Source organism: Uliginosibacterium sp. 31-16 (assembly GCF_030730865.1).
GTDB lineage: Bacteria > Pseudomonadota > Gammaproteobacteria > Burkholderiales > Rhodocyclaceae > Uliginosibacterium.
Genome location: NZ_JAVALZ010000001.1, coordinates 257240 through 279695, shown reverse-complemented (window position 1 = coordinate 279695; position 22456 = coordinate 257240). Strand labels below are relative to the sequence as shown.

The window sequence follows — 22456 nt, the reverse complement described above, 5'->3', positions numbered from 1 at the left end:
CTTTGCGGGCTGTCCTTCTTGTGGATTTTGTTTAAAAGCTGTCTGACAAGTTAGGGTATTCCCTGTGTTTTTGATTTCGGGTAAACCCCATTGAATTCGTTGTAGATCAAACGATTGCGGGAATTTTTGCAACCTGCGCGCAACCCCTTTACAACATCGACAAGATGTAAGGCAAAATGCGCTCACTTCGGGAGGAAACCACATGGCTGACAATCAGCCTGAAAAGAAAGTCAGGGCAGTCAGTGGCAATCGTGTCGATGCCGTGTATGCCGGCATTGTTGAGGCCATGTCGAGCGGCGAATACCCGGAAAGCGGGCGCTTGCCCACCGAAACGGAGCTGGCGCAAAGCTATGGAGTGTCGCGCCCGACGGTGCGCGAAGCGCTGTCGCGATTGCGTCTGGATGGTCTGATCGCATCGCGACGTGGATCGGGGAGTTATGTGCTGCGTCGCCCCGATCGCAACATCAAACGTTTCGCCCCGATAGAAAGCATTGCGGATGTTCAGCGCTGCTTCGCCTTCCGGGTGGCTCTGGAGTCTGCAGGAGCAGGTCTGGCTGCCGATCTGCGCAGTACGCGCGATCTGGAAGAAATTCATGCTGCATTTGATCAAATGGAGCTGGCGCGTAACGCAGATGACAACGCCAGTTTTGTTGAACACGATTTGCAGTTTCATTTGATGATCGCACGTGCCTCGCAGAACGTATTTTTTGTCACTGCGTTGGAGTTGATCATCGAGCAGATGCGGGTCGGTATGCGCTTGGCGCTGAATCTCTCTCTGGAGCGCGAACGGGTATGGCGCGAAATGGTGCAGATTGAACATCGTGAAATCATGACTGCCATCGAGAAGGGGTCCTCGGTGGATGCAGCCGAAGCCATGCGCTTCCATCTGGGTAATGCACGGCGGCGACTGTTTGAAGGGCCGAGTCAGAAGTAATCAGGTTTCAAGTTTGGCGTGCCGGTTGTCGCCTTAAAGCAACAGCGCACCAATCACGGAAGGGCATGGTAGCGGTCACGCCATGCAGGCGGTGGTATCGTCGAAAGGGCCTTGATCACAGGTCGCAAAGGGTTTTCGCTAATTGCTGATTTGTCAGATCAAGTCTGTAATCGGAGGTTGTTTTATCAAGAGGATTCTTCGGCATCCGCTGATGGATCGTTTTTTTGGTTTCACACTGGGAGACACAGATGATGCGTGCTTCAAAACTGGCTGTTGCTCTGATGGCGCTGGGTGCTATTGGTGCTGTTTCTGCGCAAGAAAAGATCCAATTCAAATCGTCCGACATTCACCCTGATGACTATCCCACCGTGCGTGGTGTCAAGCACATGGGTGAGCTGCTGGCACAACGCACCAACGGCCGTCTGTCGCTGAAGGTGTTTGCCAATGGCGCCCTGGGTTCCGAAAAGGAAGCCATGGAGCAAGTGAAGATTGGTGCGCTGGCCATGACCCGCGTGAGTATCGTCCCGTTCAACAACATCTGTCCGGACACCATTGTGCCGACGATGCCGTTCCTGTTCCGCAGCACCGAGCACGTGCGCAAGTTCATGGACTCCAAGGTTGGTGAAGAAATCCTCGCTTCCTGCGAGCCGCAAGGCTATGTCCTGCTGGCTTACTACGATTCGGGCGCTCGCTCGATGTACGGCAAGAAGCCTTTCAAGACTCTGGCTGACATGAAGGGCGCCAAGGTTCGCGTGCAGCAATCCGATCTGTGGGTTGACCTGCTCGCCGCTATGGGTGCAAACCCGTCGCCGATGCCCATGGGTGAAGTGTACACCGCGCTCAAGACCGGCCTGATCGATGCGGCAGAAAACAACTACCCATCGTATGAATCCTGGAAGCACTACGAGTCGGCACCGTTCTACAGCAAGACTGAGCATGCCATGGCTCCGGAAGTCATCGCTTTCTCCAAGGTGCTCTACGACAAACTGAGCAAGGAAGACCAGAAGATCCTGCGTCAGGCTGCCAAGGACTCCACCACCTACATGCGTCAGAAGTGGGATGAGAAGGACAAGTTCTCGATGCAGAAGGTTATTGCTGCTGGCGCACAAATTGTCGAAGTTGACAAGAAGCCGTTCCAGGATGCAATGAAGCCGGTGTATGACAAGTACATCAAGACGGATCGTCAGAAAGCGTTGCTGAAGGCCATTCAAGACCTGAAGTAATCGTTGATGACCCCCGGTGCCGCAGGGTGCCGGGGTGTATCACCCCCTGTTGCAAAGGAATACCAGATGTACACAAAATTCTGCGCGGCCATCTCCAAGCTTTGCCTGCAAATTGCAGTGCTAGGTCTGGCCGTGATCATCATTGCCGTTCTGTATCAGGTCTTCGGCCGCTACATTCTGAACGACACTCCTACATGGGCCGAAGCGTTGTGCATGCTGCTGGTGCTCTACGTCACCATGATGGGCTGTGCGGTTGGCGTTCGTGACGCCGGTCACATTGGCCTGGAGTCTTTCCTTGTGCTTGCGCCTGAGTGGCTGCGACACAAGCTTGAGGTTCTGATTCACGCTTTGCTGGCCGTGTTTGGCGCCTGCATGGCTTATTACGGCACTTTCCTTGCCCATACCAACTGGGAAATCAAATTGCCGTTGCTTGGGGTCCCGGAAGGTACCAAATTCATTCCGATCGTGATTTGCGGCGTCCTGATGGTGCTGTTCTCGATTGAGCACATTATTGCCCTGATCAAAGGCACCGAGGTAGAACCATCATGGCACTGACAATTCTGACCCTTTCTTTCTTCCTGCTCCTCATTCTTGGGGTGCCGGTCGCATTTTCCATCGGTCTGTGTTCGCTGATCACGGTTGCTTACGAAGGCTTGCCTGTAGCAGTCGTGTTTCAGAAGATGGTTGGCGGCATGCAGGTATTTTCGTTCCTGGCCATTCCCTTCTTCATCCTGTCAGGTGAGTTGATGCTGTATGGCGGCATTGCCGACCGTATCGTCAATTTCGCCAAGGCGCTTGTCGGACATGTGCGCGGCGGTCTGGGTATGACCAATGTGGTGGCGTGTACCCTGTTCGGTGGTATCTCCGGCTCCGCCGTGGCTGACGTCTCGGCCATGGGGGCTGTGCTGATCCCGGTGATGAAGCGTGAAGGCTACGATGCTGACTACGCAGTCAACGTTACGACGCACGCTGCACTGGTTGGCGTGCTGATGCCGACCAGCCTGAACATCATCATCTTCACACTGGCTGCCGGTGGCTCCGCCTCTGTGTTCGACATGATTCTGGCGGGTATCATCCCTGGCGTGCTGCTGACCGTGTGTAACCTGATTGCGGCCTATTGGGTGGCTGTCAAGCGTGGTTACCCGACAGGAGCATGGCAAGGCTGGGGTGCCGTATGGACGACTTTCGTGAAGGCCATGCCTGGCTTGTTCGTGGTCATCATCATCCTTGCAGGTATCGTTTCGGGGGTTTTCACTGCAACGGAAGCTGCTTCCATTTCGGTGCTCTACTCGCTCTTGCTGACGGGACTGGTATACCGCTCCCTGAGCTGGGATAACTTCATCGCCGCACTGGCCAAGTCGGTCAAGACTACAGGCATCGTGCTGCTGCTGATCGGGATCTCGGCCGCTTTCGGTTACTTCATGGCTTTCTATGAAGTGCCGGATATCATGGGCGAATGGATGGCTTCTGTTTCGGCTGAGCCGTGGATTGTGTTCCTGATGGTGAACGTCATGCTGTTCATCCTCGGTACTTTCCTTGATATGGCCCCGACCATTCTTGTGTGTACCCCGATTTTCATGCCGATTTGCGAGAAGTTCGGCATGGACCCGATCCAGTTCGGCATCGTCATGCTGCTTAACTGCGCGCTCGGGCTGAATACGCCTCCGGTTGGTACCACACAGTTTGTTGGCTGCGCGATTGGCGAAATTTCTGTGGGCCAAGTCATGCGGACCATCTGGCCGTTCTACGGATCGCTGGTGATCACCATGCTGGTCATTACCTATATCCCGGCGTTGTCGCTGTGGTTGCCACACCTGGCCAAGGGGATGTAATCCCTGCATCGAGGTGCTGCAAGCAGAACCCCGCTTCCGCAAGGAGCGGGGTTTTTCTTTGTCCGGGCCAAGACATGCGGGGACTTAACCGCTAGAATCACAGTGCTTTCCCGGTGTGCGTTGACACCGGTTTCGGGCTGGGGGCGACCTGGCTTCGACGTGGGTCAAGAAGCGACGTGGTGCATACCGAGGGCCAGTCACCTCGTAAATCCATCTGGAAATCTATACTCGCCAACGACGAGCAATTCGCTCTGGCCGCTTAAGGCCTAAGCCGCTGCACTGATCGGTCTCTGGGTCAGGTGGGGTCAAACCCACAGCAGTGTCATTCACAGGGACTCGTGCCGTTTCGGGTTACTTGAGACGGAGCTAAAACCAAGGTGACTCGCTCTGTGTCGGCCTGCCGGTCGGCTAAGCACAGGGTTAAACAAAAATTGATCGGCTAAGTATGTAGATCCAGTTGTGGAAGTCTTGCGGACGCGGGTTCGATTCCCGCCGCCTCCACCAAGCGGCTCAAGCCACCTTCGGGTGGCTTTTGTCGTTCTGGGGCGATGCGACTCGGCAACCCGAAAACCCGCTCCTGGCGTGGTTGTGCGAGTAGGCGTGCCGGAGAGGCCCTTCAATAAAGGCTGTGCAGGACAGGGGCTGGGAGATGCCCGCCAGAAGCGGCTATCCGAGGTTCCTGAAATCTTCTTCGCTCAGAATCTGCCAATGGTCGCCGACGCGTCCCTCCAGCGGACTGAAGCGTTGTTTGTAATTCATCTTGGCACTGTCGCGGATCCAGTAACCCAGATACAGGTAAGGGCGGCCGATCTGTCGGCAGGCGGCTGTCTGCCACAGCACGTTATAGGTGCCGTAGGCCGCGCCACGGATATCCGGATCGTAGAAGGTATAGACGCTGGAGAGCCCGTCGGGCAGGCAATCAATGATCGATACAATGCGCAATTCGCCATTCTCGCGAAACTCCACCAGGCGGGTGTCGACCTGACTTTCCAGCAGGAAGTGCGTGTACTGGTCGCGCCCGTCCTGATCCATGCCGCCGCCGGCATGACGGGCGTGCTGGTAGCGGCGATACAGTGCGTAATGCTCGTCGCTGAACTCCAGTGGCAGTTCCTGTGCTTGCAGTCCGGCATGTTTGCGCCAGGCGCGGGCCTGGCTGCGGTTGGCCTGGAACTGCTCCACCGGCAAGCGCACCGGCACACAGGCCCGGCACTGGTCGCAATAAGGGCGATAGGTGTAGACGCCGCTGCGGCGAAAGCCGTCACGCACCAGCTCTCCATACAGCAAGCTGTCAATCAGGTGGCCCGGGGTGGCGACCTGCGAGCGGGCCACGCGCTCCGGCAGGTAGGAGCACTCATAGGGGGCCGTAGCGTAGAACTGCAGCAATGAATACGGAAGGTCCTGCAACTGCGACATCAACTGCTCCAACGGGTTTGCGCGAAATCTGACAACCACTTGCCGGGGGTGGCGTTGCGTGTCCACGCAGTCAGCCCGGCGACGAACTCGTTGCGCGGCATTTCAAATCCGCCCAGCGAAGCCAGATGTGCCGTACTCATCTGGCAATCCAGTATGGCGAAATTTTCGCGTGCCAGCAGCCGCACCAGATGGGCAAACGCAATTTTTGACGCATCGGTGGCACGGTGAAACATGGATTCACCAAAAAAGGCCCGGCCAATCGCCATGCCGTACAGGCCGCCGACCAGTTCACCATCGACCCAGGTTTCGATGCTGTGTGCCCAGCCCAGTTCATGCAGTGCGCAGTACGCCTCGCGCATGTCGTCCACGATCCAGGTGCCATCGGCGTAGGAGCGTGGCGCGGCGCAAGCGCTGATGACCTCGGCGAAGGCTGTGTCGCAGCGCACTTCAAATTGCCCGCGTCGCAAGGTCTTGCGCAGCGAGGCGCTGAGGCGTGCTGCATCGGGTTGCACTACCATGCGCGGGTCCGGACTCCACCACAGGATCGGATCCCCCGCGGAGAACCAGGGAAAGACTCCTTGCCGGTAGGCGGTGAGGATCCACTCCGGCGTCAGCAGCCCGCCTGCCGCCAGCAAGCCGTCCGGGTCACGCAGCGCCTTGTGCGCGGGTGGAAAGGCGGGCGGGCGCTCGGGATTCAGGCAGGGGATCATGCTGTTAGAGGGGAATAAGGTTCCGGATATTGTGCGGGAGAAAATGAAAACGGGCAGCCTTGGCTGCCCGCTGGCGTCGCTGTCGTGGCAAATCAGTTGGCGGTAATGATGAAAGGCTTGCTGCCGAGCAGGACGCCGTTAGCGTACAGGTCCGCACGGCCTTTGCCCGCTCCCAGTTCGATCGTCATCGGCGCCGTCCAGAAAGTCGAAGGAGATTTCTGGAAATTGAGTTTTGAGTTGCGAGAGGTGTGAACCAGCTTGTCATTGATGAACCATTTGACTTCCATGATTTGTGGCCCCGGCGCCCAGTCCACCTGCTCCCAGCGGAAGGTGCTGAACAGCACGATCTTGCCTTCAAGTGTGAATTGATCCGCGATGCCTGTCAGGCCGGTTTCCTTTGAATAATTCCTGGCCAGCGCCAGACTCGCGTGTTCGGGCTTTAGTGTCGGGGCCGGCATCGGCGTGGATGTCGTGTTGATCTGTGGGGCTTTAGGGAGTGCTTGGCCAAATGGGGTGAAGACAACCTGATCGTCTACTGCGTAGAAACGGCACTCGCCGGCACCTTCAGCCTTCTTGCAGGCATCCATGGCGAAGTGGTTGGGGCGGAGTGACTGTGCATTGCGCATGGTACACGCGCCACCGCTGCCGACCACAAAGGCGCGCGGCGCATCAAGCGCCAGAAAGAGGGCGTAGTTTTCCTTGCATTTGTCGTTGAGCGGCAGAGTGAGAGGCGTCTCAAGCTTGGCAAAATTGCTGGGGCCGGGCGCCTGAATATCTGCCGGGGCGGTCAGTTCCGGATGGCTGAAGCGCTCGTTTGTGGTCACGATGCCCTTGGACAGTGCGCTGGCATCCTTGACGGGCATGCACTCCGAGAAATAGAGCCCGCGTCCGAGCTTGCCTTCCTTTTCGCCCGAGCAGTGCAGGGCCGTGGCAGGCGAAACCTTGGCGTCAATCGGGAAAAACACCTTGTTGTCGTAGCGGAATTCCCCGCCGCGGCTGTAGAACATCGACTCGTGGTACACCCGCAGATCGCTGCCGCTCAGCCTGGTGTGGCTGGACCACCAGGTCAGTACGTCATCCATCGTGCTCCCGTCTGGAGTTACTCCGTGATTGCTGCCCGTGTTGGCCTCCCAGAAACTCAGCATCACGTAATGGATTTCGCCGCGACCTGCGCCGCTGAACATGCGCTGGGAGCCACTCAGGAACATCATGGCGCAGGTGAAGGTGTTGCAGGCGCCGTGCGCCACGGTGGTCAGCTTGCGCTCTTCGATCTGTTTTCCCAGATCACGGGCCAGGCTCCAGTTCGGGCCATCCGGACTTTGCAGCACGACAGTCTTGATGTCCGTTGTCAGCTTGGCGGAGAACTTCTCCACGTCGCCGATTTCTGCCTTGCCCCAGACTTTCAGCATGTCGCCGCTGGTCATGTAGGACAGAGCGGCGTTGGCTGTTCCGTGCATCGTCATGCAGCACGTAATGATCAGTGCTGACAGGAGTCCCTGCAGTTTCATGTTTTCCCCCGTGTGTGTTTTATATGTATGGATGCGCTGAAAGCACCAGCCTGTTCAAACGGCGGCCCGAGTCTAGCGGGGTTCGCGGGTGCCAGACATGCCTCTTCGGGCAGGGCGCGCATCCCGTCCCGGCCCGCCGGCAATCACGGCCTCCACCCGTCCAGCACCTTGTCGCGCGTGAAGTCGCCACGCTGGGCTTCCTTGAGCTGAAAGCGCTTCGGGCCGGTGGCTGCACCGGGGCCGCTGCTGCCGGATTCGAAGAAGCGCGAGTCTTCAGGGGTGAAGGTGACGCGCTCGCCGGCCTTGTTTGTGTTACTCATCGAATCCCAGCCGTCGGCGGTGATGTGGGCGTCCATCCAGCAGTCGAGGAAGACGGACTGGCCGATGGCGTCCGCTGCGCCATTGGGGTGCCAGGGGCGCCCGAGGGCCACGCTGGCATCCGGCACGCCAGCTTCGCGGCTGAGCTTGCAGCGCTTGAAGACGAAACCGTATTTCTTGCTGATGTGGGTGCTGGGGGCGGTGACGTAACCGGCCTTGGTGGTGACGTAGCCGGCCGGGCGGCTGAGGAGTTCGCATTCCTCGAACCAGGCCTGGCCGCCGCCAAAGATGAAGTCGACATTGCCGGCGATGACGCAGTGCTCGAAATACGCGCGACCCACAAACGGGCAGAGGGTGTCCTGATAGCCGAGCAGTTTCACATTGCGGAAACTGCAGCGGTCGGCCTGACCGCCCAGGTACACCGCCAGGGCCTGACCGGCACGGATGAAGTCGGGCGAATTGCGGTCGCGGGCCATGTTGGCGAGGTAATCGAAGCTGTTTTCGATGCTCAGGTTTTCCGCGCTGAAATCGGCAACGCGTACGCTCAGCGTGGCGCTGCCGTCGGTGTTCCAGAAGCCGCCGCCGGGTTTCATCTGGCCGGCGTAGGCATTGAAGCTGATGACGGTGCTGTCGCGGTCTTCGCCGCTCAGGCGCAAACCGGACTTCATGATGGTGAGCTTTTCAACGTAGCGCCCGCGCTTGAGATGAATCCACCAGTTGCCAAAGGCTGAAGTGGCGTCAAGCGCTTCCTGTACGGTTTTGTAGGTGGGCGTGCCGGCAACGAGGCTGCCCGGCTTGCCGCTGAAACTGGCGTCCACAATGGCGTCCGGGCGGTCCTTGGGTTTGGCCGGGGCGCTGGCACAGGCCCCGAGGGACAGGGCGGCAAGCGTGAGTCCGCCGTGGGCGAGGAAGCTGCGGCGCGTGAAGGACATGGGAGGCTCCGGTGAGACGAAAGCCGTGAGGATAGCGCCATTCGCGGGCCTACTGGCTGGCTTGTTGTTCCCGGTATCAGGCGGGGCTTTGGAGAGCCGCATGTGGCGGACGTCTGCAGCCATCCTTGCCGCACAGGCGCACCCGTTGGCGCTGTGCGCACAGGCATGCCGGAGAGACCCGCCCGGAGCGGCTCTTCAGGCCGCTATATCCACCTGCGAACCCAGCGCCGGGGTGTTGCTGCGGGTGTAGCTGGCGGCCTGTTCGCGGTTCAGTTCCAGGCGGGCATTGGCGGCCATGCGGTCGGCCATGGCGGCAACCGAGCGGTCCTGGGCGGAAGGATCGACCGGGGCCATCGCGGCGCGACGGATGTGGCCAGCCTTGATGATGGTCTCGGCAGGGGTCTTGGCTTCGCTGGTGTCAATGTTGACCTCGCCACCTACGGCGTAGCGTTTGCCATCCGGGCCGGTGGTGTAGCTGAAGCTTGCGCCGCTGATGGCCAGTCCCTGGGCTGCAGCGAGGTGGGCGGCTTCGTGAGCGTGAACCTTGCGGTCCGTGGCCGCCAGTTCGGCAATCGTGCGTTCGTCGGCTTTCTGCTGTGAGGCGGTTTTCTCGGCCGATGAGGCCTGGCTTTTGTCTGATCCGGCGGCATCGCTGGCGCGTGCATCTCCCCGCCCGGAGCCAGACGCGTAGAGCGAACCGATGGTCATTGACGACGAAACCGTGGAGATCATGCCGACCCCCCGCACAACACCTGTTTCAGCCTAGGTCAGCTCTGACCTTGCGGACAGGGTGCGGCAGGTTTTCAGGCAGGCGGGGGGCCTTCAGGCGGCGGGAGATTGCGGACGGGCAGGTGCAGCGCAAACCACTCACAAGCTTCGCGGGTGATGGCCTCAAGCACGCCGGGCTCGATGAAGCTGAGGCTGGCGTTGCTGATTTCGTGCCATTGCTTGGTGGCGCGGAGCAGGCTGTAGGCTTGCAGGCTGGGCTTGCTCAGCTCACGCGCCTCGCCGGGCACCTGCATCAGGATGGGGACCGTCAGCTGGCGCAAAGGCTCGGCGCCGGCCAGATCGGCACGGCCGGCACGGCTGACCAGGGCACCGACACGCTCAGGTTCGCGCACCAATTGGCGGATGCCGGCGGCGGCAACTGTGCCGGTGGTCAGCAGCCCCAGCGGCAGCCCGGCCAGGTATGGCTGCTGGTCGATCCAGGTGAGCAGCGCCTGCAGACGGTTGCCGAGCAGTGCCACGTCGTAGCGTACGTCGGGGTCGCGGCTTTCTTCGTAGGGTGTGAGCATGCTCACGATCAGCGTGCCATAGCCGGCGTCCCGCAGGATGCCGGCGGCGTAGTTGTCGCGCGAGTCGCGCAGATGGCCGATGTAAGGCGCGGCACAGATGATCAGACCGCGCACGTCCGGAGCGAAGGAGAGCAGGGCATCAAGCCAGGCACGTTCGGCCTGGATGCGGATGTCGGTATGGCGCAGTTGCAGCGGTTTCATGTTTGCGGGGCGAGCTGGATCGGAATGCGGCGGTTGCCGAACTTGCCGGCCTGCGTCGCAAAGTGCCCCCTCAGCGGGGCGCCACAATCGGGGCAATGACCATCAGGGGTGAGCCGGTAGTTGAGGATTGCATAGCCATCGCGCGCAATCAAGGCCGTACCACAATCCGCGCAATGGGTGATGGCACCGGCCGGGTCGTGCACGTTGCCCGTGTAAACGTGCTGAAGCCCCTCGCTGCGCGCAATATGGCGGGCGTGCTGGATGCTGGCCAGCGTCGTGGGCGGTCGGTCGGTGAGCTTGTAGTCGGGGTGAAAGGCCGTGAAATGCAGGGGTACGTCCGCCCCGAGCTCGCGACCAATCCACTGACTGAGCGCGGCAATTTCGGCATCGCTGTCATTGGCGCCGGGGATCAGCAGGGTGGTGATTTCCAGCCAGGTCTGACTTGCATGCTTCAGCCAGACCAGCGTATCCAGCACCGGGGCGAGGTGTGCGCCGCAGAACCTGACGTAGAAGTCGTCGCTGAAGCCTTTGAGGTCGACGTTCGCCGCATCCATCACGGCGAAGAATTCGCGGCGGGGTTCCGGGTGGATGTAGCCTGCGGTGACAGCGACGGTCTTGATGCCCTCCACATGGCATTCCGTGGCGATATCGATGGCGTATTCGGCGAAGATCACCGGGTCGTTGTAGGTGAATGCCACCGAGGTGGCTCCGATGCTGCGTGCTGCCCGCGCGATGGTCAGTGGCGAGGCATTGTCCATCAGGCGGTCCATGTCGCGGGACTTCGAGATGTCCCAGTTCTGGCAGAACTTGCAGGCCAGATTGCAGCCGGCCGTGCCGAAGGAAAGGATCGAACTGCCGGGGTAGAAGTGGTTCAGGGGTTTTTTCTCGACGGGATCGATGCAGAAGCCGGAACTGCGGCCATAAGTGTTCAGGATCATGGCTTCGCCGACGCGTTCGCGGACGAAGCAGGCGCCGCGCTGGCCTGCGTGCAGATGGCAGTCACGCGGGCACAGATCGCACTGGATGCGGCCGTCTTCAAGCGTGTGCCACCAGCGCGCAGGGTGATTCATCATGCTTCCTTGAATTTTTTGACCCGGTAGCGCCCGAGCTGCATGTCCGAAGGCCACAGGGCGACGGGCAGGCCGGCCTTCTGCAGCAGATGGGCGATGAATTCCTGTGGCTCGGGGAGCTGTTCCCAGACTTGCGGCAGAAAGGTGGCGCAGCATGAACCGCTGGTCAGGATGACGCCATCTTCAAAGGGTACGACCTGACGCAGGCAGTCTTCTTCGGTCGGGCAGTGAGTGAAGGTGGCAGGGCCGAGCACCGAAACTTCAACTGCGATGCCGGGCCATTCGGCCGTGCTCAGTGGCGCAAACCGCGGGTCGCGGAACGCTGCGGCCAGCGCGTTTTCGCGCACATCCGGGCCGAGTGCCTGCACGGGCTCAAGATGGCCGATGCAGCCGCGCAGCTGGCCGTGCCGGGTCAGGGTGACGAAGCTGGCGCCGGGAGCATGCAGGGCTGGATGATCCGGCACGTCCGGGGCCTGCAAGCCGAGCCGCGTGGCTATTGCGGCGCGGGCCTGGGCGAGGAGTGTCGCGCCAAGCTCGGCGTCGTGTTCAGGATTCGGCCCGGCAGGTCGGTCCGGCATGTTTTCCTCCAGGAGCGTCAGTGCGTACTGCGTTGCGCAGGGGTGAAGCTCATGGCGGCGTAGCCCACGACACGCGAACGGTCACCGGCCGTGTCGCCGGAATTGCGCAGATCCAGCAGTTGCGGGGTCAGTTCATGGCGGCGTGCCGCCAGCAACAGGGCGTTGATGCCGCAGGCACCGCAGGCATGCTCGTGATTGAGTGGCGCTAGGGCCAGTATCTGTTCGGCGCTGCTGCGGTCGTCGCGCTGGGCGACGGCGTAGGTGTTGTAATGCGACAGGTCGGAGCTCACCAGAATCAGGGTTTCCGGCCCACCCCACAGGGTGTCGAGCAGGTCGGCCACCGCGTGAGGCTCGATCATGCCTAGGGTCAGCGGCAGGATGCGGAAATGTTCGAGGACGGTTTGCAGGAAGGGCAGTTGCACTTCCAGCGCATGCTCCTGTGCATGCGCCCGGTCGTCGAAAGTCACCCCCGGGCGCTGAGCGATGGCGAAGACCGCTTCGCTGTCGATCTCGACTTCGCCGAGCGGGGTGGCGAAAGCTGAACATCCAGGCAAGGCCATGCCGGCGAAGGCGACATGATGGCTGGGCCCCAGCAGGATGACGCGGCGGATCTTGTCGCGCAGCGGCTCAAGCAGGGCGTAGGCGCTGGCGGCGACAGGGCCGGAGTAGATGTAACCGGCATGCGGCACGATCAATGCCTTGGGGGGCGTCAGGCTTGCCGGATGCTCCGCCTGGCTCAGTTGTGATTGCACCTGGGCAGCAAGCGTGCGCGGATCCGCCGGATAGAACAGACCGGCGACGGCAGCGGGGCGGACAGCTTGGTTGGCCATGATCGGGCGAGAGAGTCAGACTATTCTGATTATAGGTAGCCAAAGGGGTGCAATGCCCTGTCCGTCTGCCCGGCAGTCCGCATCGCAATGTTAGAATCGACGCAAATTCAGTCATGCGAACAACAGGATATCGACCGTGATCAGGCAAAGAACCCTCAAGGCTGTGGTGAAGGCGACCGGCGTCGGGCTGCATGGCGGCAAGCGCGTGGAAATGACCCTGCGCCCGGCCGCGCCGGATACCGGCATCGTGTTCCGCCGCGTGGATCTCGATCCGCCGGTTGATATGCCGGCCGATCCGTATGCCGTGGTCGACACGCGCATGTGTTCAGGGTTGCAGAAGGGGACTGCCAAGATCGGCACCGTGGAGCACCTGATGTCCGCGCTGGCCGGGCTGGGCGTGGACAACTGCTATGTCGATGTCGACGCGCCGGAGATCCCGATTCTTGATGGCAGCGCCGCTCCCTTCGTGTTTCTGCTGCAATCGGTGGGTTTCGAGTTGCAGAATGCGCCCAAGCGCTTCCTGCGTGTCAAGAAGGCCGTCGAGTATGTGGAGGGCGATAAGTCGGTGCGCTTGCTGCCTTACGATGGCTTCAAGCTGAGCTTTGCGATTCGCTTCAATCATCCGGCTATCGACAACACGGCGACGGATGTGACCATCGACTTTGCCAGCCAGAGTTACTCGCGCGATGTTGCGCGAGCCCGTACCTTCGGTTTCGTGCAGGATCTGGAAGTGCTGATCGGCATGGGGCTGGCGCAGGGCGGCAGTCTTGATAATGCAATCGTGCTCGATGAATACCGCGTGCTCAATCCCGACGGCTTGCGTTACGGTGATGAATTCGTGAAGCACAAGGTGCTCGATGCCATTGGCGATCTCTACCTGTGCGGCCACCCGTTGCTCGCGCATTACGTCGCCAACAAGGCCGGTCATGCGCTGAACAACCAGATCCTGCGCGTGCTGCTGGAGGACAAGGATGCCTGGGAGATCGTCAGCTTCGAAGACGATCAGGCCGTTCCCGAAACCTTGCGCGGCCAGCTGGCGACCCAGATGGCCTTTGCCTGATGTTCATCCTGCGTGCGCTCGGCCTGTTTCTGCTGCTGGCCATTGCGGTATGCGTCGGGCTGGGGATGCTGTCGCGGCAGCCGCATTACTTTCGCTGGGCCTGGAGCCTGTTTCGTTATGGCGTGGTCGTGGCCCTGATCTTCATGGCCCTGTTCATCCTCGAACGGCTGATCGCGCCGATCATCTGAGCGTCGATTTCCAAGACATGCCCGGAGAGCCGCGGTTGATGGCCTTCTTCGGGTCGGTGTGCTGGAGCGCCTTTACTGGTGCGCGTTTTCAGGAGTGCGTGCCGGAAATCCTTTGCAGAGGCGGGTCTCCGGCCATTCTTTCCGGCGCCTCCGAGCTATTCCTTCGCGCTCCGCTCCACCATGCGCTTCAGCGCCCTGGCTAGCGGATCATCCGGTTTCAGCTCCTCGGCCAGATGTTGCAGGGCTTCGCGCCCACCGGCCCCGATCGGGCGAACTTCGGCCTCTTCCTCCCGGCCGGTGCCCTGGAACGGGCTGACCCGGACCTTGACCGTGATGCTGCGGACCGGCTCGCCGGCCGCCTGCAGGCTGTCCTTGAGGCTTTCCAGTCCGAGCTTGAGGCGGGTGGCCATCACCGGCGAGGTGACGTGCAGGATCAGTTCGCCGTCCTGCAGGTTGGCCACCTGTGCCGCGCCACGCGAGGCGGCCGGCAGGGCTGCGTCGAGCTTGCGCTGCAGGCGGATCAGGTGGTTGGCGTGATCCTGCAGGCGGGAAAGAACGTCTGACTTGATGAAAAATTTGTTGATGGGGCTTGTTGCCATGGTGTGTGGCCCAACATGAAGAAAGTTCAGGTTTGCCGGTTTGCGCTGTCGCAAGCAAGCAACGAAGAGAGCTTGCCTTTCGGAATTCCCCGTCAGGCGTGTTTGGGCGGCGTGTTAGAATGCCCGTTTTGCCGCGTTTCCTCAATTAATTCAAAATGATCCAAGGCCTGCTCAAAAAAGTGTTCGGTAGCCGCAATGATCGGCTGGTTCGCCAATACATGCAGAAAGTGCGTGCCATCAATGCCTTGGAGCCGCAGATTCAGGCTCTGAGCGATGAGCAACTGCGTGGCAAGACGGATGAATTCAAGGCGCGACTGGCAAACGGCGAGGCGCTTGACGCGCTGTTGCCCGAAGCCTTCGCGGTGGTGCGCGAAGCGGGTGTGCGTGTGCATGGCATGCGCCACTTCGATGTGCAGATGGTCGGCGGTATGGTGCTGCATAACGGCAAGATTGCCGAAATGCGCACAGGTGAGGGCAAGACCCTGACCGCGACCCTGCCGGTTTACCTGAATGCGCTGTCCGGCAAGGGCGTGCATGTGGTGACCGTGAATGACTACCTGGCTAGTCGCGATGCCGACTGGATGGGGCGTATCTACAAGTTCCTCGGCATGAGTGTGGGCGTGATCTACTCCCAGCAGCCGCAGGAAGAGAAGCTTGCCGCCTACGCCTGCGACATCACCTACGGTACCAACAACGAGTTCGGTTTCGACTATCTGCGCGACAACATGGTGTACGAGATCGGTCAGCGCGCCCAGCGCGGCCTGAATTTCGCCATCGTCGATGAAGTGGATTCGATCCTCATTGATGAAGCGCGTACGCCGCTGATCATCTCCGGTCAGGCCGAAGACCACACCGATCTGTACGTGAAGATCAATGCCGTCGCGCCGCTGCTGACCGTTCAGCAGGGTGAAGGCACCGAAACCGATCCGGTTATCGTGCCGGGCGACTACACCATCGACCTCAAGCAGCATCAGGTGCTGCTGACCGAGCAGGGCTACGATCACGCCGAGGAAATCCTCGTGCGCCTGGGCCTGCTCACCGAAGGTGCCAGCCTTTATGAGCCGTCCAACATCCTGCTGATCCATCACCTGTATGCCGCGCTGCGCGCCCATTCGCTGTTCCACAAGGATCAGCAGTACGTGGTGCAGAACGGCGAAGTCATCATCGTTGATGAATTCACCGGCCGCCTGATGGTGGGGCGCCGCTGGTCCGACGGACTGCATCAGGCCGTGGAAGCCAAGGAAGGTGTGAAGATCAATTCCGAGAACCAGACCCTGGCCTCGATCACCTTCCAGAATTTCTTCCGCATGTACGGCAAGCTTGCCGGCATGACCGGTACGGCCGATACGGAAGCCTACGAATTCCACTCCATCTATGGGCTGGAAACCGTGGTCATTCCGACCAATCAGCCGATGATCCGCAAGGACATGAACGACCTGGTGTACCGCACTGCGCACGAGAAGCACGCCGCGATCATTGCCGACATCAAGGATTGCCATCTGCGTGGTCAGCCCGTACTGGTCGGCACCACCTCGATCGAAGCCTCCGAGTTGCTGTCCGGCCTGCTCGACGCCGAGAAACTCCCGCACAACGTGCTCAACGCCAAGCAGCATGCGCGTGAAGCCGAGATCGTGGCTGAGGCCGGTCGTCCCGGAGTGATCACCATCGCCACCAACATGGCCGGTCGTGGTACCGACATCGTGCTCGGCGGCAATGTCGACAAGCAGATCTCGCTGGTCAGGGAAAACGCAGCGCTTTCCGACGAAGAAAAAGCCGCGAAGGCAGCAACGCTGCGCAGCGAGTGGCAAGGTTTGCACGAGCAGGTGCTGGCCGCTGGCGGTCTCAAGATCATCGGTACCGAGCGTCACGAGTCGCGGCGCATCGACAACCAGTTGCGCGGTCGTTCAGGCCGTCAGGGGGATGCCGGCGCCTCGCGCTTCTATCTGTCGCTGGAAGATCCGCTGATGAAGATCTTTGGCGGTGATCGTCTCAACTCGATCATGGTTCGCCTGAAGATGCCTGAAGGCGAGCCGATCGAGGCTGGCATGGTCAATCGTTCGCTTGAATCCGCCCAGCGCAAGGTCGAGCAGCGCAACTTCGACATTCGCAAGCAACTGCTTGAGTACGACGACGTTGCCAACGACCAGCGTCGGGTCATCTATCATCAGCGCAACGAACTGCTCGAAACGGCCGATATCGCCGAGACCATCACGGCGATGCGCCAGGGTGTGATTGCCGAGCTGTTCCGTACTCACGTGCCGGCCGAGTCGGTTGAGGAGCAATGGGACCTCGCCGGTTTCGAGAAGGAGCTCAAGGCCGAGTATGGTCTGGACGTTCCCGTCGCCGAGTGGGCGAAAAACGACAGCAAGCTCTCCGACGAAGACCTGCTCATCAAGGTTCTCGAAGTGGCGGATCAGGTCTATGCCGACAAGGTCAAGGACGTGAACCACGATGCCTGGGCTGGTTTCGAGCGCAACGTGATGCTCAACAGCCTGGATCAGCATTGGCGCGAGCATCTCTCTGCGCTGGATCACCTGCGTCAGGGCGTGCATCTGCGCAGCTATGCGCAGAAGAATCCCAAGCAGGAATACAAACGCGAGGCTTTTGAGCTTTTCGAGGCGCTGCTGGACCGCGTGCGGACGGAAGTTGTACGTTTGCTGATGACCGTGCAGATCCGCTCCGAAGAACAGATCGAAGAAGCTGCCGAAGTGCATCCGGGTGTCGACAACGTGCAATACCAGCACGCCGACTACGACGAGGCACTGGCGGCCGCCGCAACCACCGAAAAGAAGCAGATGCCGTTCGAGAACAACGGCTTGCGGGTTGGGCGCAACGATCCGTGCCCGTGTGGTTCAGGCAAGAAGTACAAACAGTGTCACGGGGCACTGGCATAAAACTACTGCGCGGGCCGGGCTTGAGGCTGTGATGCTCGCCGTATAAGCATACGGCAGTGTCTCTCGCCTCAATCGCAACCCGCTCGCTACGTTTTCTGCCAACGCCCGGCTCGCGGGCACTGATGAAAACAAAAAGCCGGTCCTCGGGACAGGTTTTATTGAGTTGGGCCCGAACTGCTGTCATGTCGTCCGGGCAGCCTCAAATTTGCGGTAATTGCAGCAACAAGAAATTGAAGTTTCCAGATCTCGCAGCACCCTCTTTTTTCAAAAGGAACAAGTCATGAAAATCGCACTGATCAACGAAAACAGCCAGGCCGCCAAGAACGGTGTTATCGAAAACGCACTGAAGACCGTTGCCGAGCCCCTGGGCCACACCGTCTTCAACTACGGCATGTACTCGGCTGAAGACAAGGCTTCGCTGACCTACGTCATGAACGGTGTCCTGGCCGCCATCCTGCTGAACTCCAAGGCTGCTGACTTCGTCGTCACCGGCTGCGGCACGGGTATGGGCGCCATGCTGGCCCTGAACTCCTTCCCGGGCGTGTTCTGCGGCCTGGTGATCGACCCGACCGACGCTTTCCTGTTCGGCCAGATCAACGACGGCAACGCCATCTCCATGCCCTACGCCAAGGGTTTCGGCTGGGCTGCTGAACTGAACCTGCAAGACGTGTACCGCAAGCTGTTCGACGGCGAGCGTGGTCTGGGCTACCCGAAAGAGCGCGCTGCCATCATGGCCAAGAACCGCGGCATCCTGAAGGATGTGAAGGCTGCCACCACCAAGGACATCGTGAGCGCCCTGAAGGCAATCGATCAGGACCTCGTGAAGGCCGCCATCGCTGGCGACAAGTTCCAGGAGTACTTCTTCGCCAACAGCCAGGACGAAGCCATCACCGCCTACGTCAAGGGCGTGCTGGCTGCCTGATCTGCGCCGGCAGATGCGAAAAGCCGACCTCTCGGGGTCGGCTTTTTTGCGTCTGTGCTGCGTGCTCCGGCCTGAAAGCAGGGGCTCGGGAGAAATGGGCAGGTCTCCGGCAGGCGAAGGACTGTGGTGATTTTTGATGCGTCTTGGTAGTATATGCTCTGACTATGAAGTGTATATTCAGGGTGCGCTATGGGAATCGTCAAAATCTCCGAACACATGCATGAAAACCTGCGTCTGGCCAGCGGGGCGCTGAGCCGTTCGATCAACGCCCAGGCAGAACACTGGCTTCGCGTTGGCATGCTGTCGGAGCTGAATCCGAACCTTCGGTACGGAGAAATCTGCCAGTTGCTCATCCAGACCGAGCGCCAACTCACGGACGCGGTGAGTGTCACGGCGGCTTTATCGGAGAGTGCTGCATGACCAACGCCAGACGGGTGCCCATAAGATCCGGGGCTGAACTGGCCATGGCCAGGCATGCCGGCATGTTGGCTGCCGATGTCCTGCAGATGATTGCCGGTCATGTGAAACCCGGGGTTACGACCGACGAACTGGACCAGCTATGCCATGACTACATCGTCAATGTGCAGCGGGCGATTCCGGCAAACGTCGGCTATCACGGTTATCCAAAAACCATCTGCGCCTCGGTCAATCATGTTGTCTGTCATGGAATCCCCTCCGCAAGGAAATTGAAGAGCGGAGATATTCTCAACATCGATGTCGCGGTCATCAAAGACGGCTGGTTCGGCGATACAAGTCGCATGTACTTTGTCGGAGAGCCGGATGCCCTGGCGAAACGACTGGTGCGCACGACATACGAGGCCATGCGCGCGGGCATTGAGCAAGTCCGGCCTGGCGCCACGCTTGGGGATGTTGGTCACGCCATCCAGACCGTTGCCCATCGAGAAGGCTTCAGTGTTGTTCGCGAGTACGGTGGTCACGGGATCGGAACGGTCTATCACGACGAGCTTCATGTCCCTCACTACGGAAGGCCGGGCACGGGCTTGAGGCTTGAGGCGGGCATGCTGTTCACCATTGAGCCCATGATCAATGCGGGGCGGGCTGCAATAGCGCATCTCGTGGATGGCTGGACTGTCGTTACCAAGGATCGTTCGCTTTCCGCGCAGTGGGAGCACATGGTGGCGGTTACCCGCAGCGGCTTCGATATCCTTACGCCTTGGCCGGATGGCTTTGGGGAGTATTCCGCCATTACGCCGTCCTCTGAACAAGCGCGGACTGAGTGATCGGGGCCGCAAAAGGTCTCATGCGCTTGCGCAGGGCAGACCGGAGGCGGCAGGCAGTCCATCATGACTTTCGAGCGTGACGATGGGCGCGGCTCTGGATGCGTTCTGCCAATGAGCGCTTTCGGCTGAAAGCCCGACTGCGCGACATCAGGCCTTCCAGCGGCTGCGTGCCCACTTCTCCATGTCTGCCGTACGGTAAAAACTCCAGGCGACAGCGCGGCTGATTTTCTGGCCCTGGGCCATGTCGAGCGTGCGCATGTTGCGTGCGCCGATGCGTTCGATCTGGGCGTAGATCTGGGGCAGGTTGTCCTGCTTCGAGACGAGCGTGGAAAACCACAGGATATTGTCGGCCAGCGGCCGGCTCTGGCTGATCATGTGGCGGATGAATTCGCGCTCGCCGCCTTCGCACCACAGTTCGTGGCTCAAGCCTTCAAAGTTCAGCCGCGGCTTGGCGGTGACTTCCTTGCCGATATTGCGCAGCTTGCGCTGGCTGCCGGCGGCGGCCTCTTCGGCCGAGGCGTGGAAAGGCGGGTTGCACAGGGTGAATTCAAAATACTCGTTGGAATTGATGGCGCCGGCGAGGATGTCGTCGGGGTGCTCTTGCAGGCGCATTTCGAGCGCGCTGGTGAGATTGGCGTTGCTCGCAAAGATCTTCTCGGCATTCTTCAGCGCCACCGGGTCGATCTCGGTGCCGACGAAAGACCAGTCGTAGAGCGTGTGGCCGAGCATCGGGTAGATGGCGTTGGCGCCGCAGCCCACGTCCAGCCCGCGCACGTGCGGGCCACGCGGGATGTTTCCGCGATTGCAGATGGCGAGCAGATCGGCGAGCTGGTGCAGGTAGTCGGCACGTCCGGGAATCGGCGGGCACAGGTAGCCGGGCGGGATGTCCCAGTTCTGAATACCGTAAAAGTGCGCGAGCAGCGCGGCATTGAGCGCCTTCACGGCCGCCGGGTTGGCGAAGTCGACCGAGGCATCGCCGTGCGGATTGGTGTGCACGAAGGCCGACAACGCGGGGTGTGCGGCGATGAGGGCAGGGAAGTCATAACGCTCGCGGTGCAGATTGCGCGGATGCAGGCCGGATTTGACGGGCGGAAAGCTCTTTTTCTGGGTCATGGCACACGCGGCGGCGAGGCGTTGAAAGGTGGGCGCACCTTAACAGAAAAGCCATTGCGCCGCCTTTGGGGGCGGCGCGTGGCGGGATGGTGGATTTGCCGCCTGATCACCTCAGGCGTGCGCGAACCTTGTCTGAGAGCCGCTTCTGGAAAGGGCCTTCAGCAAGCCGTGCTGTTGATCGGCTTCCAGAAAGGCTGCCCGGGCAGGGAGGCTGAAGATCCTTGCCGGAAGCGGGTCTTCAGATGGGTGTTGCTGGGCTTTCAGCTATTCTGCCGCCGGGTACTTGCGCGCGTTCATGTCGATCTTGTTGCGCACGGCGGCATCCAGATCGATCCCGAGCACCATGGCCAGGCGCATCAGGTAGAGAAATACGTCGGCGACCTCCTGGCGGACGTGTTCGGCCTCGTCGGTAGTCATGATGGTTTCCGCTTCGGCGTCGGTTTTCCATTGAAAAATTTCGGCCAGCTCGCCCACTTCTCCGGTCAGTGCCAGGAGCAGGTTGCGCGGGTTGTGAAAGCGGTCCCAGTCGCGCGCGCGGGCAAACGCTGCCAGCACTGTTTCCAGCTGCGCGGTGTCGACGAGACGTTCCTCAGAAGGTGTAACCAATCTGCACTCCTTCCGGCTCCAGGCGGTCGAGCAGACGCAGCAGCGGGCGCAATTCGCCGTAGCGTGCGCAGGCGCTGCGCAGATAGTGCATGACCAGCGGCATGTCTTTCAGGTAGCCGTCCTTGCCATCGCGATGGTACAGGCGGGCAAAAATGCCGAGCACCTTGATGTGGCGCTGGGCGCCCATGAATTCGTAGTCGCGGTGGAAATCGTTGAAGTCGGCGCGCACCGGCAGGCCGATCTGGCGACCGATTTCCCAGTAGCGTACGAGCCAGTCCAGCGTCTGCTCTTCTTCCCAGTGGATGTAGGCATCCTTGAACAGCGAGGCAAGGTCGTAGGTGATCGGGCCATATACGGCATCCTGGAAATCCAGCACGCCGGGGTTCGGATGGCTGAGCATCAGGTTGCGGCAGTGGTAGTCGCGATGCACGAAAACCTGTGGTTCGGCGAGATTCACTGCCATGATGGATTCGAAGACGGACAGCAGTTCGGCCATCTCCGCGTCCGTCAGTGTGACGCCTTTGTGGCGCGCCACGTACCACTCGGGGAAGAGCATCATCTCGCGCAGCAGCAGCGCCCGGTCGTATTCGGGCAACTGGCCGGGACGGCTGGCTTGCTGGATCGCGGCCAGGGCGCCCAGCGCATCGGCATACAGATCGTTGGCGTTGTCGGGGGTCAGGGCGGCGAGGTAAGTCGTGCTGCCCAGGTCGGAGAGGAGCAGGAAGCCTTGTTCGAGATCATGCGCAAAGACTTCTGGCACATGCGCACCGGCGGCGTGAAAAAGCTCGGCCACATGCAGGTAGGGGCGGCAGTCTTCGTGACTCGGCGGGGCATCCATCACGATGCGGGTGCTGCCGTCGGCGAAGCTGGCACGGAAATAACAGCGGAAACTGGCGTCGGCCGAGGCCGGAGCGAGCGTAAAAGGGCTGTCGGGCAGGATTTTTTCCAGCCAGGTGTGAATTAGTTGCTGACGTTCCAAGACATGCTCC

The 22456-nt window shown here is 60.5% G+C and carries 23 protein-coding genes and 1 other RNA gene; 11 read left to right on the top strand and 13 right to left on the bottom strand.

The features are described 5' to 3' along the window. Positions 1 to 202: 202 nt before the first annotated feature. From Q9Q94_RS01290 to ssrA, 5 genes are all read left to right on the top strand, one after another. Positions 203 to 934, top strand: coding sequence for a FadR/GntR family transcriptional regulator (locus tag Q9Q94_RS01290; protein ID WP_305978211.1), 732 nt, complete (start codon positions 203 to 205; stop codon positions 932 to 934). Positions 935 to 1182: 248 nt separating this feature from the next. Next, the gene (locus Q9Q94_RS01285; RefSeq protein WP_305978210.1) at positions 1183 to 2157 is read left to right on the top strand and encodes a TRAP transporter substrate-binding protein; all 975 of its coding nucleotides are present in this window, start codon (positions 1183 to 1185) and stop codon (positions 2155 to 2157) included. A 6-nt stretch (positions 2158 to 2163) separates the two neighbouring features. Further along, positions 2164 to 2712, top strand: coding sequence for a TRAP transporter small permease (locus Q9Q94_RS01280; protein WP_305978209.1), 549 nt, complete (start codon positions 2164 to 2166; stop codon positions 2710 to 2712). Next, positions 2703 to 3989 carry a TRAP transporter large permease gene (locus Q9Q94_RS01275; RefSeq protein ID WP_305978208.1) on the top strand — a complete coding sequence of 429 codons (1287 nt, stop codon included), beginning with the start codon at positions 2703 to 2705 and terminating at the stop codon, positions 3987 to 3989. The genes Q9Q94_RS01280 and Q9Q94_RS01275 overlap by 10 nt, the downstream gene beginning before the upstream one ends. A 139-nt stretch (positions 3990 to 4128) precedes the next feature. Further along, positions 4129 to 4493: a transfer-messenger RNA gene (gene ssrA, locus Q9Q94_RS01270) on the top strand. A 162-nt stretch (positions 4494 to 4655) separates the two neighbouring features. On the opposite strand, the gene Q9Q94_RS01265 is transcribed toward ssrA, so the two are convergent. From Q9Q94_RS01265 to amrB, 9 genes are all read right to left on the bottom strand, one after another. After that, positions 4656 to 5402: an arginyltransferase gene (locus tag Q9Q94_RS01265; protein ID WP_305978207.1), complete on the bottom strand. Its 747-nt coding sequence runs from the start codon at positions 5400 to 5402 to the stop codon at positions 4656 to 4658. Continuing rightward, positions 5402 to 6112, bottom strand: a complete 711-nt coding sequence (gene aat / locus Q9Q94_RS01260) for a leucyl/phenylalanyl-tRNA--protein transferase (protein WP_305978206.1) — start codon at positions 6110 to 6112, stop codon at positions 5402 to 5404. The genes Q9Q94_RS01265 and aat overlap by 1 nt, the downstream gene beginning before the upstream one ends. A gap of 92 nt (positions 6113 to 6204) precedes the next feature. After that, a complete protein-coding gene (locus tag Q9Q94_RS01255; RefSeq protein ID WP_305978205.1) occupies positions 6205 to 7620 on the bottom strand; it encodes a hypothetical protein in 1416 nt (471 codons plus the stop codon). Between the two features lie 143 nt (positions 7621 to 7763). Continuing rightward, positions 7764 to 8870, bottom strand: a complete 1107-nt coding sequence (locus Q9Q94_RS01250; protein WP_305978204.1) for a pectinesterase family protein — start codon at positions 8868 to 8870, stop codon at positions 7764 to 7766. Between the two features lie 195 nt (positions 8871 to 9065). Next, positions 9066 to 9602: a putative metalloprotease CJM1_0395 family protein gene (locus Q9Q94_RS01245; RefSeq protein ID WP_305978203.1), complete on the bottom strand. Its 537-nt coding sequence runs from the start codon at positions 9600 to 9602 to the stop codon at positions 9066 to 9068. A gap of 71 nt (positions 9603 to 9673) precedes the next feature. Next, positions 9674 to 10366 (bottom strand): alpha/beta hydrolase, encoded by a 693-nt coding sequence (locus Q9Q94_RS01240; protein ID WP_305978202.1) that lies wholly within the window; start codon positions 10364 to 10366, stop codon positions 9674 to 9676. Continuing rightward, complete coding sequence (gene amrS, locus Q9Q94_RS01235) at positions 10363 to 11436, bottom strand: AmmeMemoRadiSam system radical SAM enzyme (RefSeq protein WP_305979461.1); 1074 nt, start codon at positions 11434 to 11436, stop codon at positions 10363 to 10365. The genes Q9Q94_RS01240 and amrS overlap by 4 nt, the downstream gene beginning before the upstream one ends. Beyond that, positions 11436 to 12014, bottom strand: coding sequence for an AmmeMemoRadiSam system protein A (amrA, locus tag Q9Q94_RS01230; protein WP_305978201.1), 579 nt, complete (start codon positions 12012 to 12014; stop codon positions 11436 to 11438). Before amrA ends, amrS begins: the two co-directional genes overlap by 1 nt. Before the next feature lie 17 nt (positions 12015 to 12031). Continuing rightward, positions 12032 to 12844: an AmmeMemoRadiSam system protein B gene (gene amrB, locus Q9Q94_RS01225; RefSeq protein ID WP_305978200.1), complete on the bottom strand. Its 813-nt coding sequence runs from the start codon at positions 12842 to 12844 to the stop codon at positions 12032 to 12034. A 136-nt stretch (positions 12845 to 12980) separates the two neighbouring features. Here amrB and lpxC point away from each other — a divergent pair, with 136 nt between their 5' ends. Beyond that, positions 12981 to 13904, top strand: coding sequence for a UDP-3-O-acyl-N-acetylglucosamine deacetylase (gene lpxC / locus Q9Q94_RS01220; protein WP_305978199.1), 924 nt, complete (start codon positions 12981 to 12983; stop codon positions 13902 to 13904). Next, positions 13904 to 14092: a hypothetical protein gene (locus Q9Q94_RS01215; protein ID WP_305978198.1), complete on the top strand. Its 189-nt coding sequence runs from the start codon at positions 13904 to 13906 to the stop codon at positions 14090 to 14092. Before lpxC ends, Q9Q94_RS01215 begins: the two co-directional genes overlap by 1 nt. A gap of 155 nt (positions 14093 to 14247) precedes the next feature. Here Q9Q94_RS01215 and Q9Q94_RS01210 read toward each other — a convergent pair whose 3' ends face one another. After that, positions 14248 to 14691, bottom strand: coding sequence for a DciA family protein (locus Q9Q94_RS01210; RefSeq protein WP_305978197.1), 444 nt, complete (start codon positions 14689 to 14691; stop codon positions 14248 to 14250). A 155-nt stretch (positions 14692 to 14846) separates the two neighbouring features. Here Q9Q94_RS01210 and secA point away from each other — a divergent pair, with 155 nt between their 5' ends. The 4 genes from secA (at position 14847) to map (ending at position 19748) form a co-directional block, all read left to right on the top strand. Next, entirely contained in the window at positions 14847 to 17585 is a 2739-nt protein-coding gene (gene secA / locus Q9Q94_RS01205; protein WP_305978196.1) for a preprotein translocase subunit SecA, read from the top strand. Between the two features lie 280 nt (positions 17586 to 17865). Further along, complete coding sequence (locus tag Q9Q94_RS01200; RefSeq protein ID WP_305978195.1) at positions 17866 to 18507, top strand: RpiB/LacA/LacB family sugar-phosphate isomerase; 642 nt, start codon at positions 17866 to 17868, stop codon at positions 18505 to 18507. A gap of 189 nt (positions 18508 to 18696) precedes the next feature. Then, on the top strand, positions 18697 to 18927 hold the full coding sequence (locus tag Q9Q94_RS01195) for a ParD-like family protein (RefSeq protein ID WP_305978194.1): 231 nt from the start codon (positions 18697 to 18699) through the stop codon (positions 18925 to 18927). After that, positions 18924 to 19748 carry a type I methionyl aminopeptidase gene (gene map, locus Q9Q94_RS01190; protein ID WP_305978193.1) on the top strand — a complete coding sequence of 275 codons (825 nt, stop codon included), beginning with the start codon at positions 18924 to 18926 and terminating at the stop codon, positions 19746 to 19748. The genes Q9Q94_RS01195 and map overlap by 4 nt, the downstream gene beginning before the upstream one ends. A 147-nt stretch (positions 19749 to 19895) precedes the next feature. On the opposite strand, the gene rlmF is transcribed toward map, so the two are convergent. The 3 genes from rlmF to Q9Q94_RS01175 form a co-directional block, all read right to left on the bottom strand. Then, positions 19896 to 20861 (bottom strand): 23S rRNA (adenine(1618)-N(6))-methyltransferase RlmF, encoded by a 966-nt coding sequence (rlmF, locus tag Q9Q94_RS01185; RefSeq protein WP_305978192.1) that lies wholly within the window; start codon positions 20859 to 20861, stop codon positions 19896 to 19898. Between the two features lie 264 nt (positions 20862 to 21125). Then, entirely contained in the window at positions 21126 to 21467 is a 342-nt protein-coding gene (locus tag Q9Q94_RS01180) for a nucleotide pyrophosphohydrolase (RefSeq protein WP_305978191.1), read from the bottom strand. Next, positions 21451 to 22446, bottom strand: a complete 996-nt coding sequence (locus tag Q9Q94_RS01175) for an aminoglycoside phosphotransferase family protein (protein WP_305978190.1) — start codon at positions 22444 to 22446, stop codon at positions 21451 to 21453. Before Q9Q94_RS01175 ends, Q9Q94_RS01180 begins: the two co-directional genes overlap by 17 nt. Between the last annotated feature and the right edge of the window lie 10 nt (positions 22447 to 22456).